This is a genomic window from Pelagibius sp. Alg239-R121 (assembly GCF_947331435.1).
Taxonomy (GTDB): Bacteria; Pseudomonadota; Alphaproteobacteria; order Kiloniellales; family Kiloniellaceae; genus Denitrobaculum.
Window position 1 is genome coordinate 311,909 of the sequence record NZ_CAMZOF010000005.1, and the last position, 24,086, is coordinate 335,994.

At 57.1% G+C, this 24,086-nt stretch carries 18 protein-coding genes; 9 read left to right on the forward strand and 9 right to left on the reverse strand.

Annotated elements, in window-relative coordinates; translation table 11 throughout:
• Positions 1 to 77 precede the first annotated feature (77 nt).
• Both QMZ18_RS17820 and QMZ18_RS17825 read right to left on the reverse strand, forming a co-directional pair.
• Positions 78 to 761: a class GN sortase gene (locus QMZ18_RS17820; RefSeq protein WP_282607678.1), complete on the reverse strand. Its 684-nt coding sequence runs from the start codon at positions 759 to 761 to the stop codon at positions 78 to 80.
• A complete protein-coding gene (locus QMZ18_RS17825) occupies positions 754 to 3,198 on the reverse strand; it encodes a marine proteobacterial sortase target protein (protein WP_282607679.1) in 2,445 nt (814 codons plus the stop codon). Before QMZ18_RS17825 ends, QMZ18_RS17820 begins: the two co-directional genes overlap by 8 nt.
• A gap of 377 nt (positions 3,199 to 3,575) precedes the next feature.
• Between QMZ18_RS17825 and QMZ18_RS17830 the strand changes: the two genes are divergently transcribed.
• From QMZ18_RS17830 to QMZ18_RS17855, 6 genes are all read left to right on the forward strand, one after another.
• Positions 3,576 to 4,778 carry an aspartate transaminase gene (locus QMZ18_RS17830; RefSeq protein WP_282607680.1) on the forward strand — a complete coding sequence of 401 codons (1,203 nt, stop codon included), beginning with the start codon at positions 3,576 to 3,578 and terminating at the stop codon, positions 4,776 to 4,778.
• Between the two features lie 382 nt (positions 4,779 to 5,160).
• Positions 5,161 to 7,191, forward strand: coding sequence for an elongation factor G (locus QMZ18_RS17835; protein WP_282607681.1), 2,031 nt, complete (start codon positions 5,161 to 5,163; stop codon positions 7,189 to 7,191).
• 258 nt (positions 7,192 to 7,449) lie between these two features.
• Positions 7,450 to 7,917, forward strand: coding sequence for a Dps family protein (locus QMZ18_RS17840; protein WP_282607682.1), 468 nt, complete (start codon positions 7,450 to 7,452; stop codon positions 7,915 to 7,917).
• A gap of 157 nt (positions 7,918 to 8,074) precedes the next feature.
• Positions 8,075 to 9,079, forward strand: a complete 1,005-nt coding sequence (gene msrP / locus QMZ18_RS17845; RefSeq protein ID WP_282607683.1) for a protein-methionine-sulfoxide reductase catalytic subunit MsrP — start codon at positions 8,075 to 8,077, stop codon at positions 9,077 to 9,079.
• Positions 9,080 to 9,684: 605 nt separating this feature from the next.
• On the forward strand, positions 9,685 to 10,656 hold the full coding sequence (locus QMZ18_RS17850) for a DMT family transporter (protein WP_282607684.1): 972 nt from the start codon (positions 9,685 to 9,687) through the stop codon (positions 10,654 to 10,656).
• A 166-nt stretch (positions 10,657 to 10,822) separates the two neighbouring features.
• On the forward strand, positions 10,823 to 11,194 hold the full coding sequence (locus tag QMZ18_RS17855) for a cupin domain-containing protein (protein ID WP_282607685.1): 372 nt from the start codon (positions 10,823 to 10,825) through the stop codon (positions 11,192 to 11,194).
• A 63-nt stretch (positions 11,195 to 11,257) separates the two neighbouring features.
• On the opposite strand, the gene QMZ18_RS17860 is transcribed toward QMZ18_RS17855, so the two are convergent.
• From QMZ18_RS17860 to QMZ18_RS17870, 3 genes are all read right to left on the reverse strand, one after another.
• Positions 11,258 to 12,148 carry a LysR family transcriptional regulator gene (locus tag QMZ18_RS17860; protein WP_322097240.1) on the reverse strand — a complete coding sequence of 297 codons (891 nt, stop codon included), beginning with the start codon at positions 12,146 to 12,148 and terminating at the stop codon, positions 11,258 to 11,260.
• A 403-nt stretch (positions 12,149 to 12,551) separates the two neighbouring features.
• A complete protein-coding gene (trxB, locus tag QMZ18_RS17865; protein ID WP_282607686.1) occupies positions 12,552 to 13,523 on the reverse strand; it encodes a thioredoxin-disulfide reductase in 972 nt (323 codons plus the stop codon).
• Between the two features lie 370 nt (positions 13,524 to 13,893).
• Positions 13,894 to 14,121 carry a hypothetical protein gene (locus QMZ18_RS17870; protein WP_282607687.1) on the reverse strand — a complete coding sequence of 76 codons (228 nt, stop codon included), beginning with the start codon at positions 14,119 to 14,121 and terminating at the stop codon, positions 13,894 to 13,896.
• 105 nt (positions 14,122 to 14,226) lie between these two features.
• Between QMZ18_RS17870 and QMZ18_RS17875 the strand changes: the two genes are divergently transcribed.
• A complete protein-coding gene (locus QMZ18_RS17875) occupies positions 14,227 to 15,129 on the forward strand; it encodes a LysR family transcriptional regulator (RefSeq protein ID WP_282607688.1) in 903 nt (300 codons plus the stop codon).
• 60 nt (positions 15,130 to 15,189) lie between these two features.
• Here the strand turns inward: QMZ18_RS17875 and QMZ18_RS17880 are convergent, their stop codons facing one another.
• From QMZ18_RS17880 to QMZ18_RS17890, 3 genes are all read right to left on the reverse strand, one after another.
• Entirely contained in the window at positions 15,190 to 16,107 is a 918-nt protein-coding gene (locus QMZ18_RS17880; RefSeq protein ID WP_282607689.1) for an MBL fold metallo-hydrolase, read from the reverse strand.
• A 98-nt stretch (positions 16,108 to 16,205) separates the two neighbouring features.
• Positions 16,206 to 17,018: an MBL fold metallo-hydrolase gene (locus QMZ18_RS17885; protein WP_282607690.1), complete on the reverse strand. Its 813-nt coding sequence runs from the start codon at positions 17,016 to 17,018 to the stop codon at positions 16,206 to 16,208.
• Between the two features lie 88 nt (positions 17,019 to 17,106).
• Positions 17,107 to 18,144, reverse strand: coding sequence for a TauD/TfdA family dioxygenase (locus QMZ18_RS17890; RefSeq protein ID WP_282607691.1), 1,038 nt, complete (start codon positions 18,142 to 18,144; stop codon positions 17,107 to 17,109).
• 991 nt (positions 18,145 to 19,135) lie between these two features.
• Between QMZ18_RS17890 and katG the strand changes: the two genes are divergently transcribed.
• Entirely contained in the window at positions 19,136 to 21,349 is a 2,214-nt protein-coding gene (gene katG, locus QMZ18_RS17895; RefSeq protein WP_282607692.1) for a catalase/peroxidase HPI, read from the forward strand.
• A gap of 378 nt (positions 21,350 to 21,727) precedes the next feature.
• Here the strand turns inward: katG and QMZ18_RS17900 are convergent, their stop codons facing one another.
• Positions 21,728 to 22,450 carry an endonuclease/exonuclease/phosphatase family protein gene (locus QMZ18_RS17900; protein WP_282607693.1) on the reverse strand — a complete coding sequence of 241 codons (723 nt, stop codon included), beginning with the start codon at positions 22,448 to 22,450 and terminating at the stop codon, positions 21,728 to 21,730.
• A 269-nt stretch (positions 22,451 to 22,719) separates the two neighbouring features.
• Between QMZ18_RS17900 and QMZ18_RS17905 the strand changes: the two genes are divergently transcribed.
• A complete protein-coding gene (locus QMZ18_RS17905) occupies positions 22,720 to 23,862 on the forward strand; it encodes a hypothetical protein (RefSeq protein WP_282607694.1) in 1,143 nt (380 codons plus the stop codon).
• Positions 23,863 to 24,086 lie beyond the last annotated feature (224 nt).

Below are 24,086 nucleotides of genomic sequence, written 5' to 3' on the forward strand. Positions count from 1 at the left end.
ATTGCGGATTCAGCCTGCGTTACTGGGAAAGGTCAGTTTACGAACAGCTTATTAATACGGCGTGAAGACTTAGGGCTTCAGAGCTCTCCTAAGGGTTGTGTGCTTGTGCTACCTTTGCTGTCTAATCTGGATTTTAGATCGGGCGGCATCCATGCACTTTCTTGCTGTTCGAAGGCCGAAACCAGGTACCTCAAGGGCCCGCCGGGTACAACCGTATCAAAGGGATAACAGGTCACGAGGGTTAAGGCGGCTTCACCGTTGCCTGATGCCAGGCGCGCATAGCGGGAGTCAATGACCTGCCGGTCTGTCACGCTGTAATCCCGCCAGGCGCCGTCCGGCGATTGGACTCGAATCTGAGTACCATCTTCAACCTTTTGCAGAAATGCGAAGTGAGTGTCGCGGTGCCCGGCCAGGATGCTGTGGCCGGCTGTTCCGGGCGCTGCCGTGCCGACGAGATGGGCCGGTCCAAAGGCCAGTGCTGGCCCGTTGGCCCCCGCGAGAACCATCAGGTCGACGTCTAGTTCTGGGATTTGCAGGCGCGCGACAGGCCAGGTATCAGCCCAGGGCCAAGGACGGACCTGGCTCTGGCCCGTGAGGGTTTCAGCCCAGGCATCTTGAACCAGAACCTGCGCCACCTTGGCCTTGAGATGGATATAGCCGGCTTGTCCGATCTGCCAGACTCCGAGCCCGATCATCGCACAGGCAAGAAAGACGGTTGCCGTTCGGCGCGATACGCTTTTGAGGTTGAAGGGCTTACGCATGATCGCGAAACCCGTTGCTCCTGCGGCCGGTTGCTACGAAGAGCAGCCCGCCCAGCAGTATGAAGAAAATCCCGAGCATCGCGTTCAGTGCCGCCGGCGTAGCCGTCTGGGGCAACTGGACTGCCTCGCCTTTTGCAGCCAGTGCCATGCCTGCGATCGATGCCGGAAGTTTGCGGGCGGGCATTATTTTACTCTTTGCGGGCTGTGGTGCAGGCAGCGCGGCAGGCTCTGGCTCAGGTTCAAGCAAACTTTCCTCGCTGCCAAAGACCTTTTCGTGACTCCAGCCTTCGGGCAGTTCACGCGGTACTTCATGGCTCTGCAACGCTTCGTCGTCAGGCCGCGCCGGTTCGTCGTCGATTGCAACCAGGCTGGTGTAGCGGGTGACGAGTTGATGCTCCAAGGCAACTTCGAGCGCGTCCATGCGGACGGCCACCGGATCGCGCCCGAGATAGAGGCCGTCGGTAATTTCCTCGAACTTGGCACGGGCCCAGAGGGAAGCGACGCCCTGAGCTTGGCTCGGCTGTTCCAGCGACGCGCGGCGTTGCCAGGAGTCAATGCCCTGCCTGCCGCTGACCAGTACCCGGCCGCTCAGGGCCTCCAGATCGACTTCACCGACCTTCGCGATCACCACTACCGGCTCACCCTGGTATAGATCGGGAATGATCGAAGGATAACTCTCGATCTTTTTTCCGGCGGAGCCGGGCCAACCGAGAGTGATATCGGTCAGGGCCGGCCGCTCCAGTTTACGAAGCAGTTCAGACATTTTGAGCGAAACTTCGTTCGGATCGCCGATATAGGTGAAGGTGCCACGTCCGGCCTCGGCGGCCTTGCGCATGAAGTAACTGTTGGGTGCCGAACCGATACCAACGGTGAAAAGCCGGGTGGAATCGAGTTTCTCATTGATCAGCTTAAAGAGTTCGGCTTCGTTGCCGACCGCACCGTCAGTCAGGAAGACAACCTGTTGCAACCGGCCGTCTGACTGAGCATCGGCACCGTAGCTTTCGGCGTCGGTGTTCATCTCCAGGGCTTGAAGCAGTGCCGGGCGCATTTCCGTACCGCCATCGGCTTCCAGTGCGTTTACGTAGGCCTGGGCGCGCCTGAGGGTATCTGCGTTTACCGGAACGATTCCGTCGAACAGGCTATAGGTCTCATTGTCAAATCGGATGACGTTGAAACGGTCTTGCGGTTGCAGACGGGAGACGGCGAGGGATAAGGCGGCCCGTGCCTGTTCGATCGAGGCGCCGTGCATCGAACCAGATGTGTCGATCACGAAGACGATATCTCGTGAGGGGATAGGGGGCAGTGCTGGGTGGTTGTCCAGGCCCTCCAGGTTTTCAGGATGGGACTCCTGTACAGGCGGCGTCACCATCATCATGACATAGCTCTCACCATCGAATTCCTCCACGAAGACCGCCGCCTGGGGCATGTTGCTTGATGCAAGCCGCCATTCGACGACAAAATCCTTGTTGGCCGGGACCGAGCCGTCGCGCAGTGTGACGACTTTCCGGCGCTCATCCAGTGTTTCGATATCGACGGGATGGTAGAGACTTGTCAGGTTGGCCAGCGAAAAACCCGGATCCAGGCGCATGCTCAAGGTGACAGGATTGGTCTCGCTGCCGACCGGCCCAAAGACGTCACGTGCCTCTGGTTCGAAAACTGCGGGCTCGGGACGCAATGTTTGAGTCCCGCTATTGTCAACTGTCTCCGGCCGGTCCTGCGGGGTGTCGTCGCGCGGTGTGTAGCGGGGCGCGACCACCATAGGGAAGCGCAGTGAGAAAGTACCGTCGCGATAGACCGCACTATCCTGATATTCGATGTCGATGATGATTTCTTCGCCGGGTCCGATGTTGGCGACCGAGGTCACAAAGACATTGGGCCGTTCGGACGACAAGAGGCTGGCCCGCTTGCCTGCGGCCGCTGCAGCATCATAGGCCCGTTTTGCGTCCTCTTTTTCGAGGATCTGGCCCGTGATCACCCGGTCACCGACAGTCATCACCAGCCGGTCAACCGCCGAGCGCTCGGGAAGGGGGAAGACGTAGATTCCTTCCTGCCAGCTGTCCGATGGGTTGGTAAAACGCTGGCGCAGATTAACCCGCGCAACCATCCCGGTGACGTCGATGCGCACGTCGCTGCTTAACTGAGGCGCTTCAAAGGCCATTCCATCGGGGCTGGAAGGAAAAAACAGGCCGTAGAGAACCTCATCCTCCATCTGGCCCGGAGCCTGCGTTGCGGGAACCCCGGCCGCCCGAGCCGCGATGCTGTGCGCCGGTAGAAGCACCAGGGTCGCGATGAGGAGGGCCATTGCGGTCAAAAGCGAAAAGAGGACCACGGTCAAGGCCTTACCGCAGCCTGCGGCGATGCGCGGCGGAATGATGCCGGCCGGTACTGCACGGGCGTCGACAGGGGCGGAAAACTTGAAAGCTTGGATCGCGGGCATGGCTACTGTCCTTCACCAGGTTCTGGAAACATCTCTATTTCGCCATAACACCGGACGCCGGCGGCGGAGAGAGAGCGGGAAGGGGGCGATTCCAAGGTTCTTTGTGGCATCATTGGGGCGCGTGCGACATCCCGCCTCCAAAGGTGTCAGCATTGCGTCAGCTTTATCGGCAGGGGGCTCAAGGGCTCTTGCACGATACTTTTTTGCGGTGCACCACAAATCCTGTCGGATTCCTGAACATTGGCTGAAACTTTGCTTTCGGTGCCGCTTCGCGGTTGCTATGGCGTGGATGCTTTATTACGTTCGCCAAGCATTATCGTTCACTCGGGATCACGCACTTTGTGACCCCAATTCAATTTTTCAGGGAGCCACAGGTCATGGCGCAGATTGCGGATCGCCTCGCAAGAATTAAACCCTCTCCCACGATTGCCGTCAGCACTAAGGCACGCGAGCTGAAAGCCGCAGGCCGTGACGTCATCGGTCTTGGGGCAGGGGAGCCGGATTTCGATACGCCCGACAACATCAAAGAAGCGGCGATTGCGGCAATTCGCGCTGGCGATACCAAATACACGGCCGTTGACGGTACCCCGGCCCTGAAGGCTGCAATCTGCGAGAAGTTCAAGCGTGAGAACGATCTGGAATACACCCCGGATCAGATCACCGTGGGCACCGGTGGCAAGCAGGTGCTTTACAATGCCTTGATGGCGACGGTGAATCCCGGTGATGAAGTCGTCATTCCGGCGCCGTTCTGGGTGTCCTATCCCGACATGGTTCTATTGGCGGAAGGCGAGCCCGTTGCGGTGCCCTGCTCCCAGAATAACGGATTCAAGCTGCGCCCTGAAGACCTGGACGAGGCGATCACTGACAAGACCAAGTGGCTGATCCTGAACTCGCCGTCCAACCCGACCGGCGCCGCCTACACTCGCGACGAGATGAAGGCGCTGACCGACGTGCTGCTGCGTCACCCCCATGTGATGGTGATGACCGACGATATGTACGAACATCTGGTCTACGACGGCTTTGAGTTCGTCACCCCGGCCCAGGTGGAGCCGCAACTCAAGGAGCGGACCCTGACCATCAATGGCGTGTCGAAGGCTTATGCCATGACCGGCTGGCGGATCGGTTATGCTGCTGGTCCGGCAGCCCTGATCAAGGCGATGTCGAAAATTCAGTCTCAGAGTACTTCGAACCCCTCTTCGGTCAGCCAGGCAGCGGCCGTCGAGGCTCTGAGCGGCACACAGGATTTCATTGGTGAGCGCAACGAGGTCTTTCGCGAGCGTCGGGATATGGTCGTCGAGCTGCTGAATCTCTGTCCGGGACTTCATTGCCCTACGCCGGAAGGAGCCTTCTACGTCTATCCTTCCTGTGCCGGGACGATCGGCAAGACGACGCCTGATGGGAAGACCATTGCCTCCGATGGTGATTTCGTGACTTACCTGTTGGAATCGGAGGGGGTTGCGGTGGTTCAAGGTGAGGCCTTCGGCCTGTCGCCCTATTTCCGGATTTCCTACGCGACCTCCACCGAAGCGCTGCGCGAGGCTTGCGCCCGTATCAAAAAGGCCTGTGAAGCCCTGAGCTGACGACAGAAGCAAAAAGATTCGTCGCCGGAAGCGCCAAGCTCCTGGTGTCACACGCGAAAACCGCCCATGGCCTGGCTGGCCCGGGCGGTTTTTTTATGGGCCGGTCTTGTGTTCATCTGCAGACAAATGCGGTTGCGATAGATTTCTTGTTGCATGATTCGGAGATTCTTTGGGACCATGGCAAATCAACCGAAAAAGTCATGAGGACGTTTATCGAACACCGTTAACCATAACCAGCGCGGAGTGGTCCGGTCCTGATGCTTGATTCCCAAGCAACAGGCGAATCTGCCCAGAGGTCTTTTGATCCTTTGGGGTGACGTAGCCAAGCAAATGGGAATCATCCGTTTTGGTCGTACCACGAGGGCGCCAAAGGGAGGACAAAATGACGTCTAAGTCTGCTGAACCGGCACGTTGTGCCGTTATCGTCGGACCTTACACGAGCGGCAAGACAACGCTTATGGAAGCTCTGCTGCATGCGGCAGGGGCGATCGGACGAAAAGGTTCCATCACCGAAGGCAACACAGTTGGCGACGCCTCGGCCGAGGCCCGCGACCGGCTCATGGGGGTCGAAGCCAACTTTGCGCATTGCGAATACCTTGGGGAGCGATGGTTTTTCATCGACTGTCCGGGTTCGATCGAGTTGGCATATGAGAGCCAGAGCGCGCTTATGGCCGCCGATGTCGCGATTGTCGTAATTCCTCCCGAGGTGGACCGCGTCCTTGCGATGGCCCCGCTGTTCAAGTTTCTTGACGACCACCAGATTCCTCATTTGCTGTTTATCGGCAAAACGGACAAGGCCTCAACCCGCGTCCGCGATGTCATGGAAGCCTTACAGAGTATTTCCACGCGTCCGCTGCTCCTTCGCCAGGTGCCGATCCGCGACGATGACCGCATCACCGGATTTGTCGATCTCGTTAGCGAACGTGCCTATCGGTATAAGGAAGGTGGACCATCCGATCTGATCGAGATTCCCGAAGATATTAAATCGCGCGAGGGCGAAGCCCGGCAGGAGATGCTCGAATCCCTGGCTGATTTTGACGACGATCTGCTTGAGCAGTTGCTTGAGGACCGTGTTCCGGGATCCGATGAAGTCTATAACCAACTCTCGAAGGACCTTGCCGAGGATCTTATCGTCCCGGTTTTCATGGGATCGGGCGAACACGGCAATGGCGTCACGCGCCTGTTCAAGGCGCTCCGGCATGATGTGCCGCCGCCGAGTGTTGCTGCCAACCGCATGGGAATCCCCGTGAACGGCGGCTTAAGCGCCAGCGTTATCAAGACCATCAATCAGCAGCACACCGGCAAGCTTTCTGTGGCACGGATTTGGCGTGGTGAAGTTACCGAAACGGCAATGATCGGTGATGTCAAACCTTCAGGGCTGTACGCCCTGATGGGTGGGGACTGCCAAAAAATCACAGTCGCGCGCGAAGGTGAATTGGTGGCACTTGGACGCCTGCAAGACGCAAAGACCGGTAACCTCTTGACCTTGGCCGGCCCTTCTGAAAACCCAGACATCATTTGGCCGGAGGTTCCAAGGCCGGTGTATGCGCTGGCGATTACGCCCAGAAACAGACAGGATGACGTGAAGCTGTCTGCGAGCATTGCAAGGTTGATCGAGGAGGATCCTACTCTTTCGGTGCAGCATAATCACGATACGCACCAGATGTTGCTTTGGGGGCAAGGCGAGATTCATCTGAAGATCGTGATCGACAGACTGAAAAGCAGGTACAATGTCGAAGTTGACGCGGCCTCACCGCAGACGGCTTACAAAGAGACGATCAAGAAACAGGTCAGTCAGCGCTCGCGCTTCAAACGCCAGAGCGGCGGTCACGGACAGTTTGGAGATGTCCAGGTTGAAATCAAGCCGATGCGCCGTGGCGAAGGATTTGAGTTTGTCGACAAGGTCGTTGGCGGATCAGTGCCCAAGCAGTATATCTCGGCAGTCGAAGCAGGTGCCAAAGAGTATCTGACCTGTGGGCCGCTCGGCTTTCCAGTTGTTGACGTCTCGGTCACTCTGGTGGACGGACAGCATCACTCGGTCGACAGTTCTGACCAAGCCTTCAAATCGGCGGCGCGTCTGGCGATGTCCGAAGGTTTTCCGCAGTGCAGTCCTGTCTTACTCGAGCCCATCTATGAGGTGGTGATCTCCGTACCGGCTGAATTTACGGCCAGGGTTCATGGCCTGGTGAGCAGTCGAAGGGGTCAGATTCTTGGCTTCGAGGCCAAATCAGGCTGGGAAAGCTGGGACGAATTCAAATGCCACATGCCGCAGGCGGAACTGCACGATCTGATCATTGAACTTCGTTCTTTGACCATCGGTGTCGGCAGTTTCGAATCGCAGTTTGACCATTTGCAGGAACTTACCGGTAAGCTCGCTGACCGCGTCCTGGAGTCCCAGCAAATCGAACACTGATGGAAAATTAGGACAAACATCCAACAAAACGACGACCTTTTGGCCGATGCGATCGATTAACTTCATCGCGTCGGCCAAATTCTGTTTGGGGAGTCCTTCAGGGTATTGAATTAACTAATAATTTTTGCGTGATTTAATAAATTAGAATGATTCTAAAAATGCTTGATATTCAGGAAACCTCTCCCTATATCATTCATGTAATTAGAACGATTCTAAAAAATCTAGATAACCCCTTGATGCTGGAGAGAGGAGAGGATCATGGAAATCAATACGGGTATACCCGAGGAAGAACGGAAGAATGTTGCGAAAGGCTTGTCGCACCTGTTGGCGGACAGCTACACGCTGTACCTCAAGACCCATAACTTCCACTGGAACGTGACCGGACCCATGTTCCAGTCCTTGCATGCCATGTTCGAGGAGCACTACACCGAGCTGGCGACCGCCGTAGATGAGATTGCCGAGCGTATCCGTGCTCTGGGAGAACCAGCCCCCGGCAGTTATGCCGCTTTTGCCCGGCTGAGTTCAATTCAGGAGTCCGAGGATGTGCCCAATGCCAGTGAAATGGTCAAGCAACTGGTTGAAGCTCATGAGGCCGTCGCAAAGACCGCCCGCGGCGTGTTGCCGATTGCCGATGCCGGTGATGATGAAGTGACCATGGGACTGTTGGCGGACCGTCTTGCGGTTCACGAAAAGACCGCCTGGATGCTGCGCAGCATGATCGCCTGATTGGCCTAACACTCCCGAAAGAAAGTCTTGTTATACAGAAGGCCCGGCCAAAAACCGGGCCTTTTTCTATGGAACTTCCACCTCGCGGGTCCTTGATTTGCCTGTGAAGCGGTTTCGGACTATCTAGCTGGTTAACGTAATTGCGGAGTGCTGCATCATGCTGATCAAGATCAAAAAGGGCTGGGAGTTACCGGAGTCTTCAGTAACCTCGGAATCGACCTTCCTGAACCGGCGGCGATTGATCAAGGGGCTGGCTGCGGGACCGATCCTGGCGGCGACCGCTGGTTTGGTATCAGGTTGCGACGGCGAAAGCACACAGACCGCCCAGGCAGCGAGCGACGACAGTGTGGAGCAGGATCCATCCGCGAAGCTTTACCCGGTCCAGCGCAATCTGCGCTACCGTCTCGACCGGGACGAAACGTCTGAAGAGCTGGCGACGACCTACAACAACTATTACGAATTTGGTTCTTCGAAGAACATCTGGCAGAAGGCACAAGCCCTTTCGATCCGGCCCTGGACGGTGAAGATCGACGGTATGGTCGAAGCGCCGATGGAAATCGGAATCGATGACCTGCTAGCGAAGGTTCCGCTTGAGGAGCGCGTTTATCGGCACCGCTGCGTCGAAGCCTGGTCCATGGCGGTGCCTTACAGTGGCTTTCCGCTTAAGGCTCTCGTCGATCTTGCACGGCCGCTTGGCTCGGCAAAGTACCTCAAGATGGTGACATTCCAGGATGACTCTGTGGCCAGTGGCCAGAAGGCAAGCTGGTATCCCTGGCCGTACGTGGAAGGCCTGACGATTGAAGAAGCGACCAACGAGCTTGCGTTCATTGCGACCGGCCTCTATGGCAAGCCCATTCCCAAGCAAAACGGTGCTCCTCTTCGTCTGGCGGTGCCCTGGAAATACGGCTTTAAGCACGTGAAGGGCATTGTGCAGTTTGAATTCACCGACAAGCGCCCGGTATCCTTCTGGGAAGAGATCCAAAGTTCTGAATATGGGTTCTGGGCCAACGTGAACCCTGAGGTTAGCCACCCGCGCTGGAGTCAGGCGAGTGAGCGCGTTCTGGGTCTTGATGAGCGGGTCCCCACGCTGCTCTATAACGGCTACGGCGAGTTCGTTGCAGACCTCTATAGCGGTATGAAGGGCGAGCGCCTGTTCATTTAGTCGAACAGAGTACGCTTGAGATCATGAATCCAATCGATACGAACTTTTAGACCTGACGGCTGACGGGCGGCTTGCCTGACGGCCGTCATTTCGTTTAAAAGGGCGATTGGCAAAAAAAATGCCGGGAACCGTAGTTCCCGGCAAGTTGAACAGGGAGGCTTCACGTCTGGGAGACGTGGGGTCCGAAGACCCTAGTTCCGGACAGGGGGGTCCGGAAACACGAGTCCACCGGGGGAGGTGGAAACTCGTTGATGCTGCGTCGCAACATCGATGAGTAGAAGATAAGCATTCCTCGCCAAGTGTCGATGTCTATTTAGGCAGTGGAGATATGCAGCTTCTGCATATCTTATAACATATTGTTAAAAAACGGCTTTTTCTGCTCACTCCCTAGGTGAACAGCGAAATCTCATGCCTGTTGCATTGATGCCTCTTGAAACGCTTGGGGGGCTCCCATTTGCGGGATATCATCTTAACCAAGCAGAAACCCCCGATCCGTCTCTCGCGTTGAGATTTGGCCCGACGCCACATAAAGGCCGTATGGCAACGGTCGTTTGCCGAAAAAATTTAAGAAGAGGTGGAATGATGGGCGACAGAAAACGAACCAAGTGCTGAGCCGGATCCGCGCGGACAGGCAGATTCAGGGTATTATCTGCATCATCCTGGGAGCTTGGGCTCTATCGACGCAGGATGTAGTTATCAAGTGGATGAGCGGCACCTATCCGCTCCATGAGATTGTTTTGGCACGTGCCAGCATAGCCATGACCCTGACTCTGGTGGTTGTTCACTTCGAAAGCGGTCTTGGGGGATTGAAAACCAGACACCTGATGCCGCTGATCGGCCGGGGGCTTCTTCTGGTAGTCGCCAATATGAGCTATTTTCTGGCCCTGGCGACCATGCAGCTGGCCGAGGCCATGGCAATCTTTTTCATCGGGCCGCTGTTCATTACAATATTATCAGTGCCTTTTCTGGGGGAAAAGGTTGGCCCGGTCAGGTGGTGTGCAGTTATCATGGGTTTGGCCGGCGTGATTGTTATGCTGCGTCCCGGCGACGGTGTGATCCAGGTTATCGCGTTGCTGCCGGTCCTCGCGGCATTTTGCTACGCGTCAATGCAGATCATCACGCGACGAATCGGGATCACCTACAAAGCATCGACCCTGGCATTTTATATCCATTTCACCTTTGTTATTGCGAGCGGGACCATCGGTCTGGCGCTTGGTGACGGCCGTTTTGCCGGCAGCAGCAATCCGAGTCTTGAATTCCTGTTTCGCGCGTGGGTCATGCCGAGCCAACAGGACGCATTATTAATGCTTCTATGCGGCAGTTTGGCGGCGATCGGCGGTTACATGATCTCACAGGCTTATCGTTTGGCCGAGGCGACATCGATCGCGCCTTTCGAATACAGTGCACTACCGCTCGCCATTATTTGGGGCATTGTAATCTGGGGCGATTGGCCGGATCTGGTGTCGGTTGCAGGCATATTGCTTATCGTCGGAGGCGGTCTCTTCGTTTTCTATCGAGAGTCAATCAAGGGACGACAAGTTGCAGTCCGCAAGGCTGAAGTCCAGCCAGATCGCTAAGGCGCTCGGTTTGTGCCACCAAGATCAAGCACTCCGGACGCTGGCCGATGTATGCTAATCCACCCGCTCTCTGGGGCAGGTTCGCTGCTTTCATTGGACAGGTCGAGGACGTGCAGGTGCTCGTATTTTACTCAAGCAAAAACAAAACTTTAGTGGGGAGACTACGATGGATGTGGCACAGGAGTTCTACAATTTAAACGACCTCGCGCAAGGTCTGCAGCGCGATCTTGCGCCCGGACTGAAGACCCGAATATTCGTGGGCGATCACTCCATGCTCTCAGTGGTAAGCTTCGAGCCGAACGCGGAAGGACAGGTTCACAGCCATTCTGAAGAACAATGGGGCGTGCTTCTTGAAGGCAGCGGCGTGCGCTTTCAAGGTGAACAGGCGTTTCCGGTGAAAGCCGGGGATTTTTGGCGCACGCCCGGCGAGGTCCCCCATGGATTCAAGGCGGGTGGCGACGGTGCCCGCGTTCTGGACATATTCAGTCCGCCCCGTGAAGCCTATAGAAAAGCAGGCACAGGCTTCGCCTCCGAGTGATTGAGGCATAGGAAAGTCCAGGTTCTACTAGGCATTGTCCGCAATGGCTTCATGCAGCGATATCTAGAAGATTGAGTCTGCGACCTTACGCAGCAGGAAGTCACGGAACACCGAGATCCGTTTGGAAGCCCGCATTTCTTCGGCATACACGAAGTAGGCATCGAATTGCGGCCCCTCGATTTCTGGCAGAACCTGAACCAGTTCGTTATTTCCTTGCGGCATGAAGTCGGGCAATGCGCCCAGCCCCGCGCCTGATTGCAACGCCTGCATGATGCCGTAAACGTTGTTAACCGTCATTGCCGGGCGCCGCAGTTGCCCCTGTTGATAGCCGATCCGCAGCAGCCAGTTGACGTCGGGGACCGGTGGACGGTTTTCCTCGCCGTAGACGATGATTCGGTGATCATCGAGATCTTCCGGGCTTTTCGGCATGCCGTGCTTCTTGATGTAGCCGACCGACGAATAGATGTGCATATGGACGGTCAGCAGGTGGCGCTGGACCAGATCTGGCTGCCGCGGCGGGGTCAGACGGACTGCAACGTCCGCTTCGCGCATGGAAAGATCCAGTTCCCGGTCGGCGAGGAGCAATTGCACCTCGATCTCAGGATAGACCTCCATAAACTCACGCATGCGCGGTGCCAGCCAGGTCGATCCGAAAGCCACTGTCGTGGTGATCTTCAGAGGCCCCTTAGGACGGTCCTTGCTTTCTGTCAGCTGCGCTTCGGTCATGGCGAGTTTGCCAAAGACGTCGTGCGCGGTGCGATAGAGCAGTTCACCCTGTTCGGTAAGGATCAGGCCGCGGGCGTGCCGATGAAAGAGCGCCACTTTCAGGCTGTCTTCAAGCGCGCTGATCTGCCGGCTGACCGCCGATTGGCTGAGATTCAGCAGCTCGCCGGCATGTGTAAAGCTGCCGGCTTCCGCAACTGCGTGAAAGATGCGCAGCTTGTCCCAGTCCATGATGGAGGCACCAAGCGCGCTTTTCCGCATCGTTTCCCCTGCCGCTGCCATAGCCACCCCCTTCTCTCATCCACCATCACAAGCCAGACTGAATCTGCCAATCCGCGTGATCCGGACCAACCGCTTGGCCCGCATTATTATCCCACCTTACTATACAGACAGGATAGATTTCCCGCCATGACCCCTAAGATGAGGTTAAGTTCGGCGTTAAATTTCGACTGCTCTTCAGAGCAGGATCGTTCTTAATGGAAACAATCAAGAACGTGAAGCGATCTCAAACACAATCACGTAGAGCCTGACTCACGGTCGTCATCATTCCCGTGAAAACGATCAGGCTCTGAAACTACAACCCGCAAACTGAGTTGATTGCCTGCGTCAGATTAGATGCAGATGTTCTTGGACCTTACTCGGCCGCTTCGGATTGTTCGGCCTCATTCTCCGCCAGAAACTTTTCCGTCTGCAGGGCCGCCATACAGCCAAGGCCGGCTGCCGTCACCGCCTGACGATAGATCTTATCGACGCAATCGCCTGCCGCGAAGACACCTGGCACCGAGGTTTCGGTCGAGTTGGGTGCGGCGAGGATATAGCCCTCGTCGTCCATGTCGAGTTGGTTTGCGAAGACCGCTGTCGCGGGATCGTGTCCGATCGCAACGAAGACGCCCTCGGTCGGGAGGTCGCTGGTTTCGCCGCTGGTGGTCGAACGCAAACGCACGGCATCCACACCGTCCATCGGTCCGTCGCCGCCGAGAATCTCGTCGACCACGGCGTTCCAGACCACATCAATCTTCGGATGCTTGAACAGCCGTTCCTGGGCGATCTGTTCTGCGCGCAGACTGTCACGGCGGTGGACCAGCGTTACTTTGGAGCAGATGCCCGCCAGATAGAGCGATTCCTCGACGGCGCTGTTGCCGCCGCCGACCACGACCACCGGTTTGTTGCGATAGAAGAAGCCGTCACACGTTGCGCAGGCCGAAACGCCACGACCATTAAAATGCTGCTCGCTCGGCAGGCCCAGCCAGCGTGCCTGCGCCCCGGTCGAGATGATGACTGCGTCCGCGATATAACTGTCGCCGCTGTCGCCTTTGCAGACGAAGGGGCGGGCCGAGAAATCCACTTCCGTGATCAGGTCGGAAATGATCTGTGTGCCGACATGCTCGGCCTGCTTCTGCATCTGGTCCATCAGCCAGGGACCCTGAATCACGTCGGCGAAGCCTGGATAGTTTTCGACATCTGTGGTGATGGTCAGCTGTCCGCCAGGCTGCAGGCCGGCCACCAGCATCGGGCTGAGATTGGCGCGCGCAGCATAGATTGCGGCGGTTAGGCCGGCAGCGCCGGATCCGATGATGAGGACTTTGGTTTTGTGGGTGCTCGACATGTTTGTTTTCCGCAAATTAGCTCGTGTGTTCGGGAACGCCGAACCTCTGGCGCATCCGGCGCACTCGCCCGCGCGCGATCACAAATCCGAGGTTTCGTTTCGCTTGAAAACATAGATACGCGAACGCCTGCCCGCAAGATCGGATCGTGCTTGGCGGGTGAGGTTCAAACCATGAATGGATTTTTGCGCCGCTTGGCGCGTTCTCCCTGCAATCTGGCTTGATAGGCAGGCGTTGAACACGGATTCGCGTGAATCAGATAGGATTTCGCCCAGACTGCGCTCTATTTCTTCACGATTTGCCGCACTGCGGCTTTCGACGAAACCGGGACCCTCGGCAACATTGGCATCGCGGCAGACCTGGTTCCTCTCCTCACAGCATCCCGGGACCACGCCGCCGCGACCACTCGGACCAGAAACGGGCAATTTCGCCGGACGCGCTGTCACGTGCCAGGCCGACGTCACGCAACAGGCGGTCGTCTTTCTTCTCCAGCAGTTCTTTTGGGGCATGCGCGATCGGTAAATTGACGTCCTGTGTGTCTGGTTGATCGTTTCGTTCTTCCTGCACGGCAGGGCCAAATGTCTCTGTGATCATCGTCATGACGGCACTCTCCATTCCCATATCGAATTTAAATTAGGGGATGACTTTGACATTTGACCAACGAATATCCATGATGTCAGACATCAATGTTTGGAATGCCTATCAATGACGCTTCAACTCGAAAGCGATTTGCTGCGAAGTTTCGTCGCGGTTGCTGAATCAGAGAACTTTACCCGCGCAGCCAATGCCCTCGGCCGGACCCAATCTGCCGTGAGCATGCAGATGAAACGCCTCGAGGAATTGGTCGGCGATCCGCTCTTTGAGCGTGGCCCACGTGGCGTCGTGCTGACGCGCAGAGGCCGTTCGCTGCTCATAAATGCACGGCGGATTGTCGACCTGCTCGACGAAACGGCGGCCTCGCTCACTGCACCGCCGCTTGACGGGCAGGTGCGCATAGGAATTCCCGAAGAGTATGGCGCATCCGTTCTGTCGCGGGCGCTCGGCGCCTTTGGCAAGGTGCACAGCAATGTAGAGATCATGGTCCGCTATGGCTGCTCCTCCGTGCACAAGGAGGCGCTGGAACGCGGCGAACTGGATTTGGCCGTGATCTTCGAGTGGGCGAAGGCGCCACGGGGAGAGGTATTGATGGTCGATCCCACGGTTTGGGCGACATCGGAGGTGCACAGAATGCACGAGCGGTCTCCGCTGCCTGTTGCATTGTATCAGAACGACGGCTGGTGCATGGACTTCGCCATCCGCTCTTTGGAGCGCCGCGGGCATAGTTACAGGGCTGCCTATCGCAGCGACACCAGCGCCGGGCTTAAGCTCGCTGTCTCCTCGGGACTGGCGATTGCACCGCTGTCGCGCAGCAACATTCCCGCCGGCTGCCGTGAGTTAACTGCAGCCGATGGCTTTGGTGATATCGATGCATCCAACGTCGTCATGTATCTGCGAAAGAACATGGCGGGCGACGCCGTCACCGCGATGGCGGATGCGATCCGCGAAGGTTTCAGAGCACGATCGTTCTTGACGGTACCAGGCAAGAGCGACCGTGCTCTCACTCAATGATCACGCACGCAGAGGTTCGCAAGCCGAACAGCGAAAGCCGATTGCACTTTGGGTCTCTGATTAAGAGCGCTTGCCTTCGTAAACGATGCTGATGAACTTTTCAGTGTTCAGGAAGCCGTCCGCCCAGGTGGTTTCGATGTCGGTGAAGGCGCCCGACTTGACCAGTTCTTCGGCCGACTTACCATCGGCGATGCCTTGCGTGACTAAATCGTTCACCCGTTGCAGCATGTCCCTGTAGGCGACCAGGTCCGTACGGGTGGCCAAGGGGCCATGACCGGGAATGATTTTGGTTTTGTCATTGGCGATGCCGAGGATGACGTCGACTGCCGCGATCACGCCATCGATCGAGCCGCCACTCCAGGCGTCGATAAAGGGGTAGAAGCCATTGAAGAAGAGATCACCTGTATGAACGACGTTGGCCTCGGTGAAATGAATGAAGGAGTCACCGTCGGTATGTGCGTTGGGTAGATGAGCGATCCGCGCATGCTCGCCGTTCAGATGCAGGGTCACGCCATCGACATAGGTGACCTGTGGCAAGGCTCCCGCAGGGGCTGCTTCGAAAGTGCGGTTGAAAGCCGGAATCGTCTGCGGCGATAACAGGCGTTTGCGGACGTTCTCATGTGCAACAATGGCCGCGCCCTCACGCCCGATGTTTTCGTTGCCGCCTGTGTGGTCGCCGTGCCAGTGGGTGTTGATGACAAAGCGGATCGGCTTATCGCTCAGTTCGCGCACGGCCGCCAGGATCTTGTCACTCAGGGGCGCATACTGATCGTCGATAATAAAGACGCCGTCGCTACCGACCGAAACTCCGATATTACCGCCGGCTCCAAAGAGGGCATAGATTGAATCTGTGACTTTCTCCGTCTTGATCTCGACCTTGGAAAAATCGCGGTCCTGTGCCAGCGATGGCGCCGCGGCTGTCAGGATGGCCACTGCTGTAAGTGTGGTGAGGCGCCCTGCTGTCGTCAGTCTTGCCATGGTGAACTCCTCTGCGGTTTGGCGTGAAGATGCAAAACCTATCAAAGATTTTCGGCTTGGCTAATCAACAACTTGGGAGTTGGCGAAACAGCGGCGTGTCAGTTTCCCGGCAGCACCAGAACGGTTGGCCGCCGGGGCAGGGAGGTCAACGAAATCTCCGTGGTCGCTTCCTTGGCGATGTCGATCTCGAAATCCGTGGCCATGCCCAGCAGGAACAGTTTCAGGGATTCACTTCCGAAATAATGCATGGGAATTACGAGACTGGTCCTCAGTTCCTTCAGCAGTTCGATCATGGAAACCAAGTCCAGTGTATAACTGCCGTCGACCGGCGCAAAGACCACATCCAGGCGGCCGATCATGGCGAGTTGCTCCGGTGAAGGTTTGTGGTGCAGATGCCCCAAGTGACCGATACAGAGATCCGCAACCTCGAAGATGAAAATCGAGTTGCCGAAGGCTTCGCTGCCGCCGTCCCAGCTGCGGATATCTGTCGGCACGTTGCGGATGTGGACGTCCGCGACCGTCAGGGCATGCTTGGCCGGCCCGCCTTGAGGGTTCCAGCCGCGCAGTACGTGCTCAATCGCCGGATCGGGAAAGGAGGTAAAGTGTGTTTCATGCGCGTGGTTCATGGTGACCAGCGTCGGCACTGACCCGGTCCCGGCATAGCCGGCGTAGTCAGTCGCGATAACCACACCTGCGGGAGTCTTCAGGCGAAAAGTCGAATGAGCGACAAAGGTGATCTCGACTGCCGGTGCCGCCTGAATGTCCAAGAGGCCGACGGGAACAAGACCTGCTGTTTGCTGTTCAGGTTCCCGTTCGACATAGGCAAAGCACTTGCTGGCCAGTGCAGCGTCGGGAGCCAGAGTCAGGGTGAGCGGGAGGAAGAGTGCAACTACCAAACCGAAACGAAGCATGGTGACAACATTCCCTCTGCAGGTGCATGCGTGATGGCAGACAGCTTACACTAAATTGCAGGACCGCTGACTGCTAATTGCAGCTCGCTTAAGCATCCTCCATTCCTTCCATCAGTCTATAGCCTTCAGGCGGAATCCAACTCTTCGCCTCTCCTGCATACTCCGTGCCCGGATTGCCCATTACCGTGGTGCGCCACATCAGTCGCGGATAGCAGTCGGCGTCGTACCAGGTGGCGGCATGCAGCAGCGAGCGGTTGTCCCCGATCACCAGATCGCCCGGCGCCCATTCATGGACGTAGGTGAAGTCAGGCCCTGTGACGTGCCGCAACAGCGAGCGCAAAAGTTCAGCTCCTTCGCCTTCCGGACCGGGTTCCAGGCCCGCGATGGGCCCTTCGACAAAATCCATCTGCTTCTCCTCGCAAATATAAACTGCCGGCTTTCCGGTATCTGGATGAAACCTTATCAATGGTTGGCGTTGCGGCTGTTGATGAGGCAACAGGTCTTTCGGTTGCACGCCCGCGCGGACATCGTCCGGCGTGCGGCCGATCCAACTCGGTGCATGAATGCCGCTCAGATGCTGGATCTTCTCCTTCAATGCCGGATTCAGCGCAGCGTAGGCTGCAGTACAGTCTGCATAGAGCGTTTGCCCCTGATCGCGCCGTGGTGTCGTGACACCGTACAGCAGTGTGATATCAGGTGGCGGCCGCCTATAACTCTGATCCGTGTGCCAGTTCTTCTGCTGCGGAAACTGCACCGGCAGCCCTTCGGACTCGCTCCCGGTTGGTTTCGGCGGCGGTGGATGATTACAGGGTGGTAGATTGGACAGGACGAGGATCTCCGGCACGGTCTCGTGAAAGAAGCGTGGCGAAGTCAGGGTCTCATGATAGTTCTCGACCTCCGGTCCGAAGACCCTGGAGAGGCGAACAAATTCCTCGGGCATTTGCTCCAGGGCGTGCAATCCCCTGACCAGCATCAACCCGCCTGCCGCGTTAAAACGTGTGCGGATCTCTTCGCCGGCGGCGATAAAGGTGTCGATAGCTGTGGCCGGCGATTGCGCGGTGAAGTCGGCCAAGATGCCGAAAGAAGCGTGTTCCAGCGGGTGGAATGTAAAGATGGGCGAAGGCATTTAAGGATGCACCCGTATCCGGCGGGATATCTGATGATCTGATACCCCCGCAGAGTATCAGCCTAAGCGTCGTTGTCACGCTCGCTTCATAAATACGGCAAGAGTACTTTGGAATGCCCGATGGTCATGAGACTGCCCTGAAAGCTACCCGCTTTGAGACATGCTAATACCAAGGATCGTTGATAACGAGTCATAGAGACGTCTTTCTCCGGCTCTCGGCTAGGAACGTGTGACGTTGCGAGCCGAGAGCCGGATCCTTTCAGGCTTTCTATAGGCAGGGGTTGGCAACGGGCAGACAGGGTACCGCCAATAAGTCGTCGATCCAGTCGGTGAATTTGTTGGGTAAGCCTTCGGTCAGTACGGTGATTAATCTGCCCGCGTCTTTGTTCGCCGGCAGTGGGTAGGATATCTGAGTCAAATGGGGCCGGGTCTTGCTTTGCGCTTCAAGTGATCGACATCAATGATACGAAGCGGAGCCTGCGGTGCCGGAAACGGGCCTGCTCGAAACGAATGGCTCAAAACGAACTCGCCCGTGACAACTCCTCTCAAGCCGACCCTGGCTGAAATCTTTGTCGGCGATGGCGGTTCGCGTGGTTCCTTCGCTTCAGGAGAGCCAAAAACGTCGAGCTACAGCCGTCATGCAAACAATTTATCGTGACGATAGAGAATTTCGATCATTTTAGAAATATTCTAATGTTTATTTTTTTAGAAACGTTCTAATATGTGGAGAGGTTCGCTGAGCAGGCGGGCCCGAGATCGAGAATGGGAGCAGTTCCAGGGGATCCCCCTCGTTGGCAGCGTTTCTAGGCTGAGGTCTCGGACAGAATTCGGCGTTGGAGCCTGATCGGTTTTCACTGAAGCAGTGGGAAACCTGAATCAGCCTCTAAAACATACGGTTGGAGGGCGGTTCAGCTTCTTGGCACCATCTGTCGAGAAGGGTCGCGCTCCAATCCGAACAGGGCAAACCATCAGAAGACGATTGGAGAAAACCATGGACGGATCGAGCGGAAGCAGTGAAGGCAAATGCCCGGTAATGCACGGGTCACACAAACACCTGGCGACCGGCAGCACGGCGAACCAGCATTGGTGGCCAAACCAGGTCAACCTGAAGGTTCTAAACCAGAACGCCCCTCAGGTCAGCCCGATGGGCAAGAGCTTCGACTACGCCGAAGAATTCAAGAGCCTTGACCTCGATGCCCTGGCCAAGGACGTCGACGAAGTGATGAAGACGTCGCAGGACTGGTGGCCGGCCGACTACGGCCACTACGGTCCGCTCTTCATTCGCATGGCCTGGCACAGCGCCGGCACCTACCGTATCCAGGACGGCCGCGGCGGGGGCGCCTCCGGCACCCAGCGCTTTGCCCCCCTCAACAGCTGGCCCGACAACGTAAACCTGGATAAGGCGCGCTTGCTGCTGCTGCCGGTCAAAAAGAAGTATGGCCGCAAGATCTCCTGGGCCGACCTCATGATCTTCGCCGGCAACCGCGCCCTGGAGACCATGGGCTTCAAGACCCTCGGGTTCGGCGGTGGCCGCGCAGACGTCTGGGAGCCGGAAGAAGACATCTACTGGGGGCCGGAGACTGTCTGGCTCGACGACAAGCGCTACAGCGGCGACCGGCAGCTCGACAATCCGCTCGGTGCCGTTCAGATGGGCCTGATCTACGTGAATCCGCAAGGCCCGAACGGAAACCCGGATCCGCTCGCGTCGGCCCGCGATATCCGCGAGACCTTTGCGCGCATGGCGATGAATGACGAGGAAACCGTCGCGCTCATTGCCGGTGGGCACACCTTCGGTAAGGCCCACGGTGCGGCCGATGCGGACCAGTACGTCGGCCCGGAGCCTGAGGGCGCCGGCATCGAGGATCAGGGCCTGGGTTGGAAGAGCAGCTACGGCAGCGGCAAGGGCGTCGATACGATCTCCAGCGGCCTGGAAGGCGCTTGGACCACTGAACCGGCGAAGTGGGACAACAACTTCTTCGAAAACCTCTTCGAGTATGAATGGGAACTGGAGACAGGCCCCGGCGGCGCGAAGCAGTGGAAACCCAAGGACGGTGCCCTGGCGGATGCCGTACCGGACGCACACGATCCGGCGAAGCGTCATGCGCCCATGATGCTAACCTCCGACCTCGCGTTGAAGATGGACCCGATCTACGAGCCGATCTCCCGGCGCTTCTACGAGAATCCGGACCAGTTCGCCGAGGCCTTTGCCAAGGCCTGGTACAAGCTGACCCACCGTGACATGGGACCACTCAGCCGCTATCTGGGCGCTCAGGTTCCGGCCGAAGAGCTGCTCTGGCAGGATCCGCTTCCCGCGGTCGACCATGACCTGATCGACGATCAGGACGCCGCAGATCTCAAGGGCAAGATCCTGGCGTCGGGTCTGACCGTCTCCCAGCTGGTCTCCGCCGCCTGGGCTTCGGCTTCCACCTTCCGCGGCTCCGACAAACGCGGAGGCGCCAACGGTGCGCGTGTCCGTCTGGCACCGCAGAAGGATTGGACGGTCAATAACCCGGCCGACTTGGGTGGCGTTCTGTCCGCGCTGGAAGGCATCCAGCAGGACTTCAACGCTTCCCAATCCGGTGGTAAGAAGGTCTCCCTTGCCGACATGATCGTCCTGGGCGGCTGCGCAGCTGTCGAGAGCGCAGCGAAGAAAGGCGGCAACGATGTGATGGTTCCCTTCTCACCAGGCCGCACGGACGCCACGCAGGATCAGACCGACGCCGAGTCTTTCGCTGTACTGGAGCCTACCGCCGACGGTTTCCGCAACTATTTCGGAAGCGGAAATGGCCGCTCGGCGGAGGAACTGCTGATTGATCGGGCGAGCCTGCTGACGCTGACTGCACCCGAGATGACGGTGCTTGTCGGTGGTCTGCGCGCTCTGAATGCGAACAGCGGACAGTCGGCACAGGGTGTCTTTACCAAACAGCCAGAGACATTGAGCAACGACTTCTTCGTCAACTTGCTCGACTTGAGCACGAAGTGGGAAAAGTCAGCCGCTGATGCAGGAGTCTTCGAGGGCAAGGACCGTTCGACTGGCGACGTCAAGTGGACCGCCACCTCCGTCGACCTGCTCTTTGGTTCGAACTCCCAGCTCCGTGCGATCGCGGAAGTCTATGCCTGTGACGATGCGCAGCAGGATTTCGCAAACGACTTCGCCGCCGCTTTCGGCAAGGTTATGGATCTGGATCGTTTTGATCTGAGTTGATCTCTAAGGAGAGGGCTTCGCGTCCGTCCCGGTGATCCGCTCAGATTATCTTGAGTGACCTCAACCTAGGGACACTCAGGATGCTGATGGAAGCCATCGGCAAAGAATCAGGGCGGCGTTTCAAATCAACCTGAAACGCCGCCCTTTTGCCGCGCTCATGAAAAGCGATTTCACCTGCCCTTAGCAGGCCCAGTGCAGGTTTGTCGGACAGTGCCGGTATTCTCTGGGTTTTGGCGGAATTGGCCAAGGTGGAGGAAACGCGGAAAACGAAAAGGCTCGCCAGCAGTATCACAAGATACGAAGACTTGCCGACGGCACTTCGCCAACTCGTGGAACAGCTGTTAGCTTCGGGTCAACCGGAAGAGGCTGTTTTTCGCATCACCTGTTGTTCAGCCAGAATTCAACCCAAAAATGGTCAGATATTAAAGCATTGCCGCGCAGGGTATTCTGTCTCATTGCATGGCTTGTCGATACGAAGGCGTAGTCGAGCTCTAATCCACCCTGGTGTGTTTTGTTGCCGCAATTGACTACAGCGGCGCCATCGCAAGGCATCGCATTTCCAGGCTCCAGATTGAAATCACCAGCGCAGATCCATTTTCCGCTGTCTGACGAATTTAATCTGGCAGCACCGACAGCTGATAACACGTAGTTCGGGCTATGATGTGGTGCGTGCACACACCACACCCATATCCCTCCATCGATCTTTGCACCGATCATCGGTCGTCCCTGATCCCATGTCGCCTCAATCGTTTTTGTCCGGTGAGCGCCAGATCGGGCAAGAATTGCAAGTGAACAGCGGTTGTTTCCACCACCCGCATTCCAATTTCGGTGTTTGGCTATCTTCCAGCCAAACGGCAAATCGTCATCATTCCAGTTATACAGATCTCCGCACTCTTGAAGACAGATCGCATCTATTCCCGGAACCCCCATTAACCGCCTTACCTCTGCAGGTTTAGCCGCGTCTCCACCTGCACCCTGAAGGTTCCAGGTTACGATCCTTTTTGGCTCCAGTTTAAGTCGTTTGCTGACCCTCGGCTTTTCGTCATAGTTAGGGTTGATCTCGTCGATACTTCGCTTTTTGCTCCGCGTAACGGATGCCATCTCTGACGCTCCTGTACAGATGAGGTTCAATCGCAATGGTTACCGACGCGCTGCAACGAGCGTTCAGCCGTTCAAACCCGATCAGCGCGCGTCTACTGTCGTAAACTCATACTGATTTGGTCAGCTAGCGTGACGATTGGGAAGGGACGGCGCGCAGTTTGTCCGGAACGCGCGCAATTTTGTCCAAAATGTATCAGGATTGATCCACTGTAACAGCGCGGCCGGGCTTGCTGAGCTGCAGAGGGAATGCTGCATTTGGGGGAGTGACGATGAAAATGGGTGTAAAGGCGGCAATCTGTTTTGCCGTCTTGATGTTGACGGCGCCGGAAGTCCTGGCCGAGACGATCACGGTCGAGGTCGAGCCGGGCGAAGTGCGCAAGAACGGCTTGCCTTGGGATACGGGGCTCGGAAGTATTTTTCTAGGCAATCCGAAGGATATCCTGCCGGATATCAAGATCTGTGCTCAGGATCCGGATACGGGTCAACAGGCCTGCGCGCCTGTATGCCGGGACGCGCGAAGTTGCACGGCCCGGATTCCGGTGCCAAAAGGCAACAAAAAGCTGACGCTCTTGGTCTTCGATGACGACAGGACCAACAAAGACGAGTTCATCCTGTCGGCACTGCTCGACCGTTGGATCACTTGCGCGCCTTGCACGGATGGTAAGGGTAAAGCCCAGAGCCGCTATCGGGTCACGGGGTGGTCCGGCAATGGGTGCGGCATTTACGATATTCGCACCCGTGCGCCGGACGTGCCGCAAGCGCTTACTGTCGTAATGAACAGGTTGCGCACTGCCGGGATCCCAGATGTAAAAGGCAGGTTCAATGATTTCAGTCGCCGTGGCGGTCTGATCGTGACCTGCCTGGGCATCACTTATCCGGCTGCGTTCGTACCCGATAGCGATCAGATAAAGCTCTCAGCCAATACGCTCCAGACCGAGAGCGAGGATGTTCTTCTGCGCATTCTTCTCGAGGAGATCGCTCACGCAACGACATCCGTAGGTTTGTCTGATCCGGCAAAGAAGCGTCTGCAAGACTGGGCGTTCGAGTACCAGCAGAAACTGCTTCGCTTTGAAGCCGAAGGATGGATTGTCGCGCTTCTGGCGCGCCAGGCCTTCCTTGCCAGCGGAAAGGCCCGGCCACCGGTGTTTGCGCTTAACAAGCCCGGAAAGTCGACGGAGAAGAAAGTCGAACGGATCGCAAATGATTTGTCCCGCGGCCGCATTTCCATGGCCGATGCCATCTCCCGTATGGTGCCCTTCGTCAGTGCGTCGAAGACTCTCTACAAAGGCTCAGGGGGCACACAGGTGGTCAGCTACGCCGATCACTATGGCCAACAAGGCGTGAAGGTTTGGAACTGCGCAAAGGCCGGCAAGGCGGTGAAACACTCGACCGGCCTGTGGGTTTGTAATTAAACCTCAAAACAGGCAAGCGGGTTTAGAACCTGGCTGCGAAGAGGCCTCACGTCTGGATATCGCTGTGGAAATTCGGAAACGTCTGCCGGCTTGGAAAACCTTAAGCCAACTCAAAGCTTGTTGCTGACTGGCAAAGACGGCCAGCTATTCGATAAATCCGTGTTTTCGTCAAGGCGTCGTCCTGCTGTGACAACTCAACTCCCGACACCATGATTAGTGGTCAG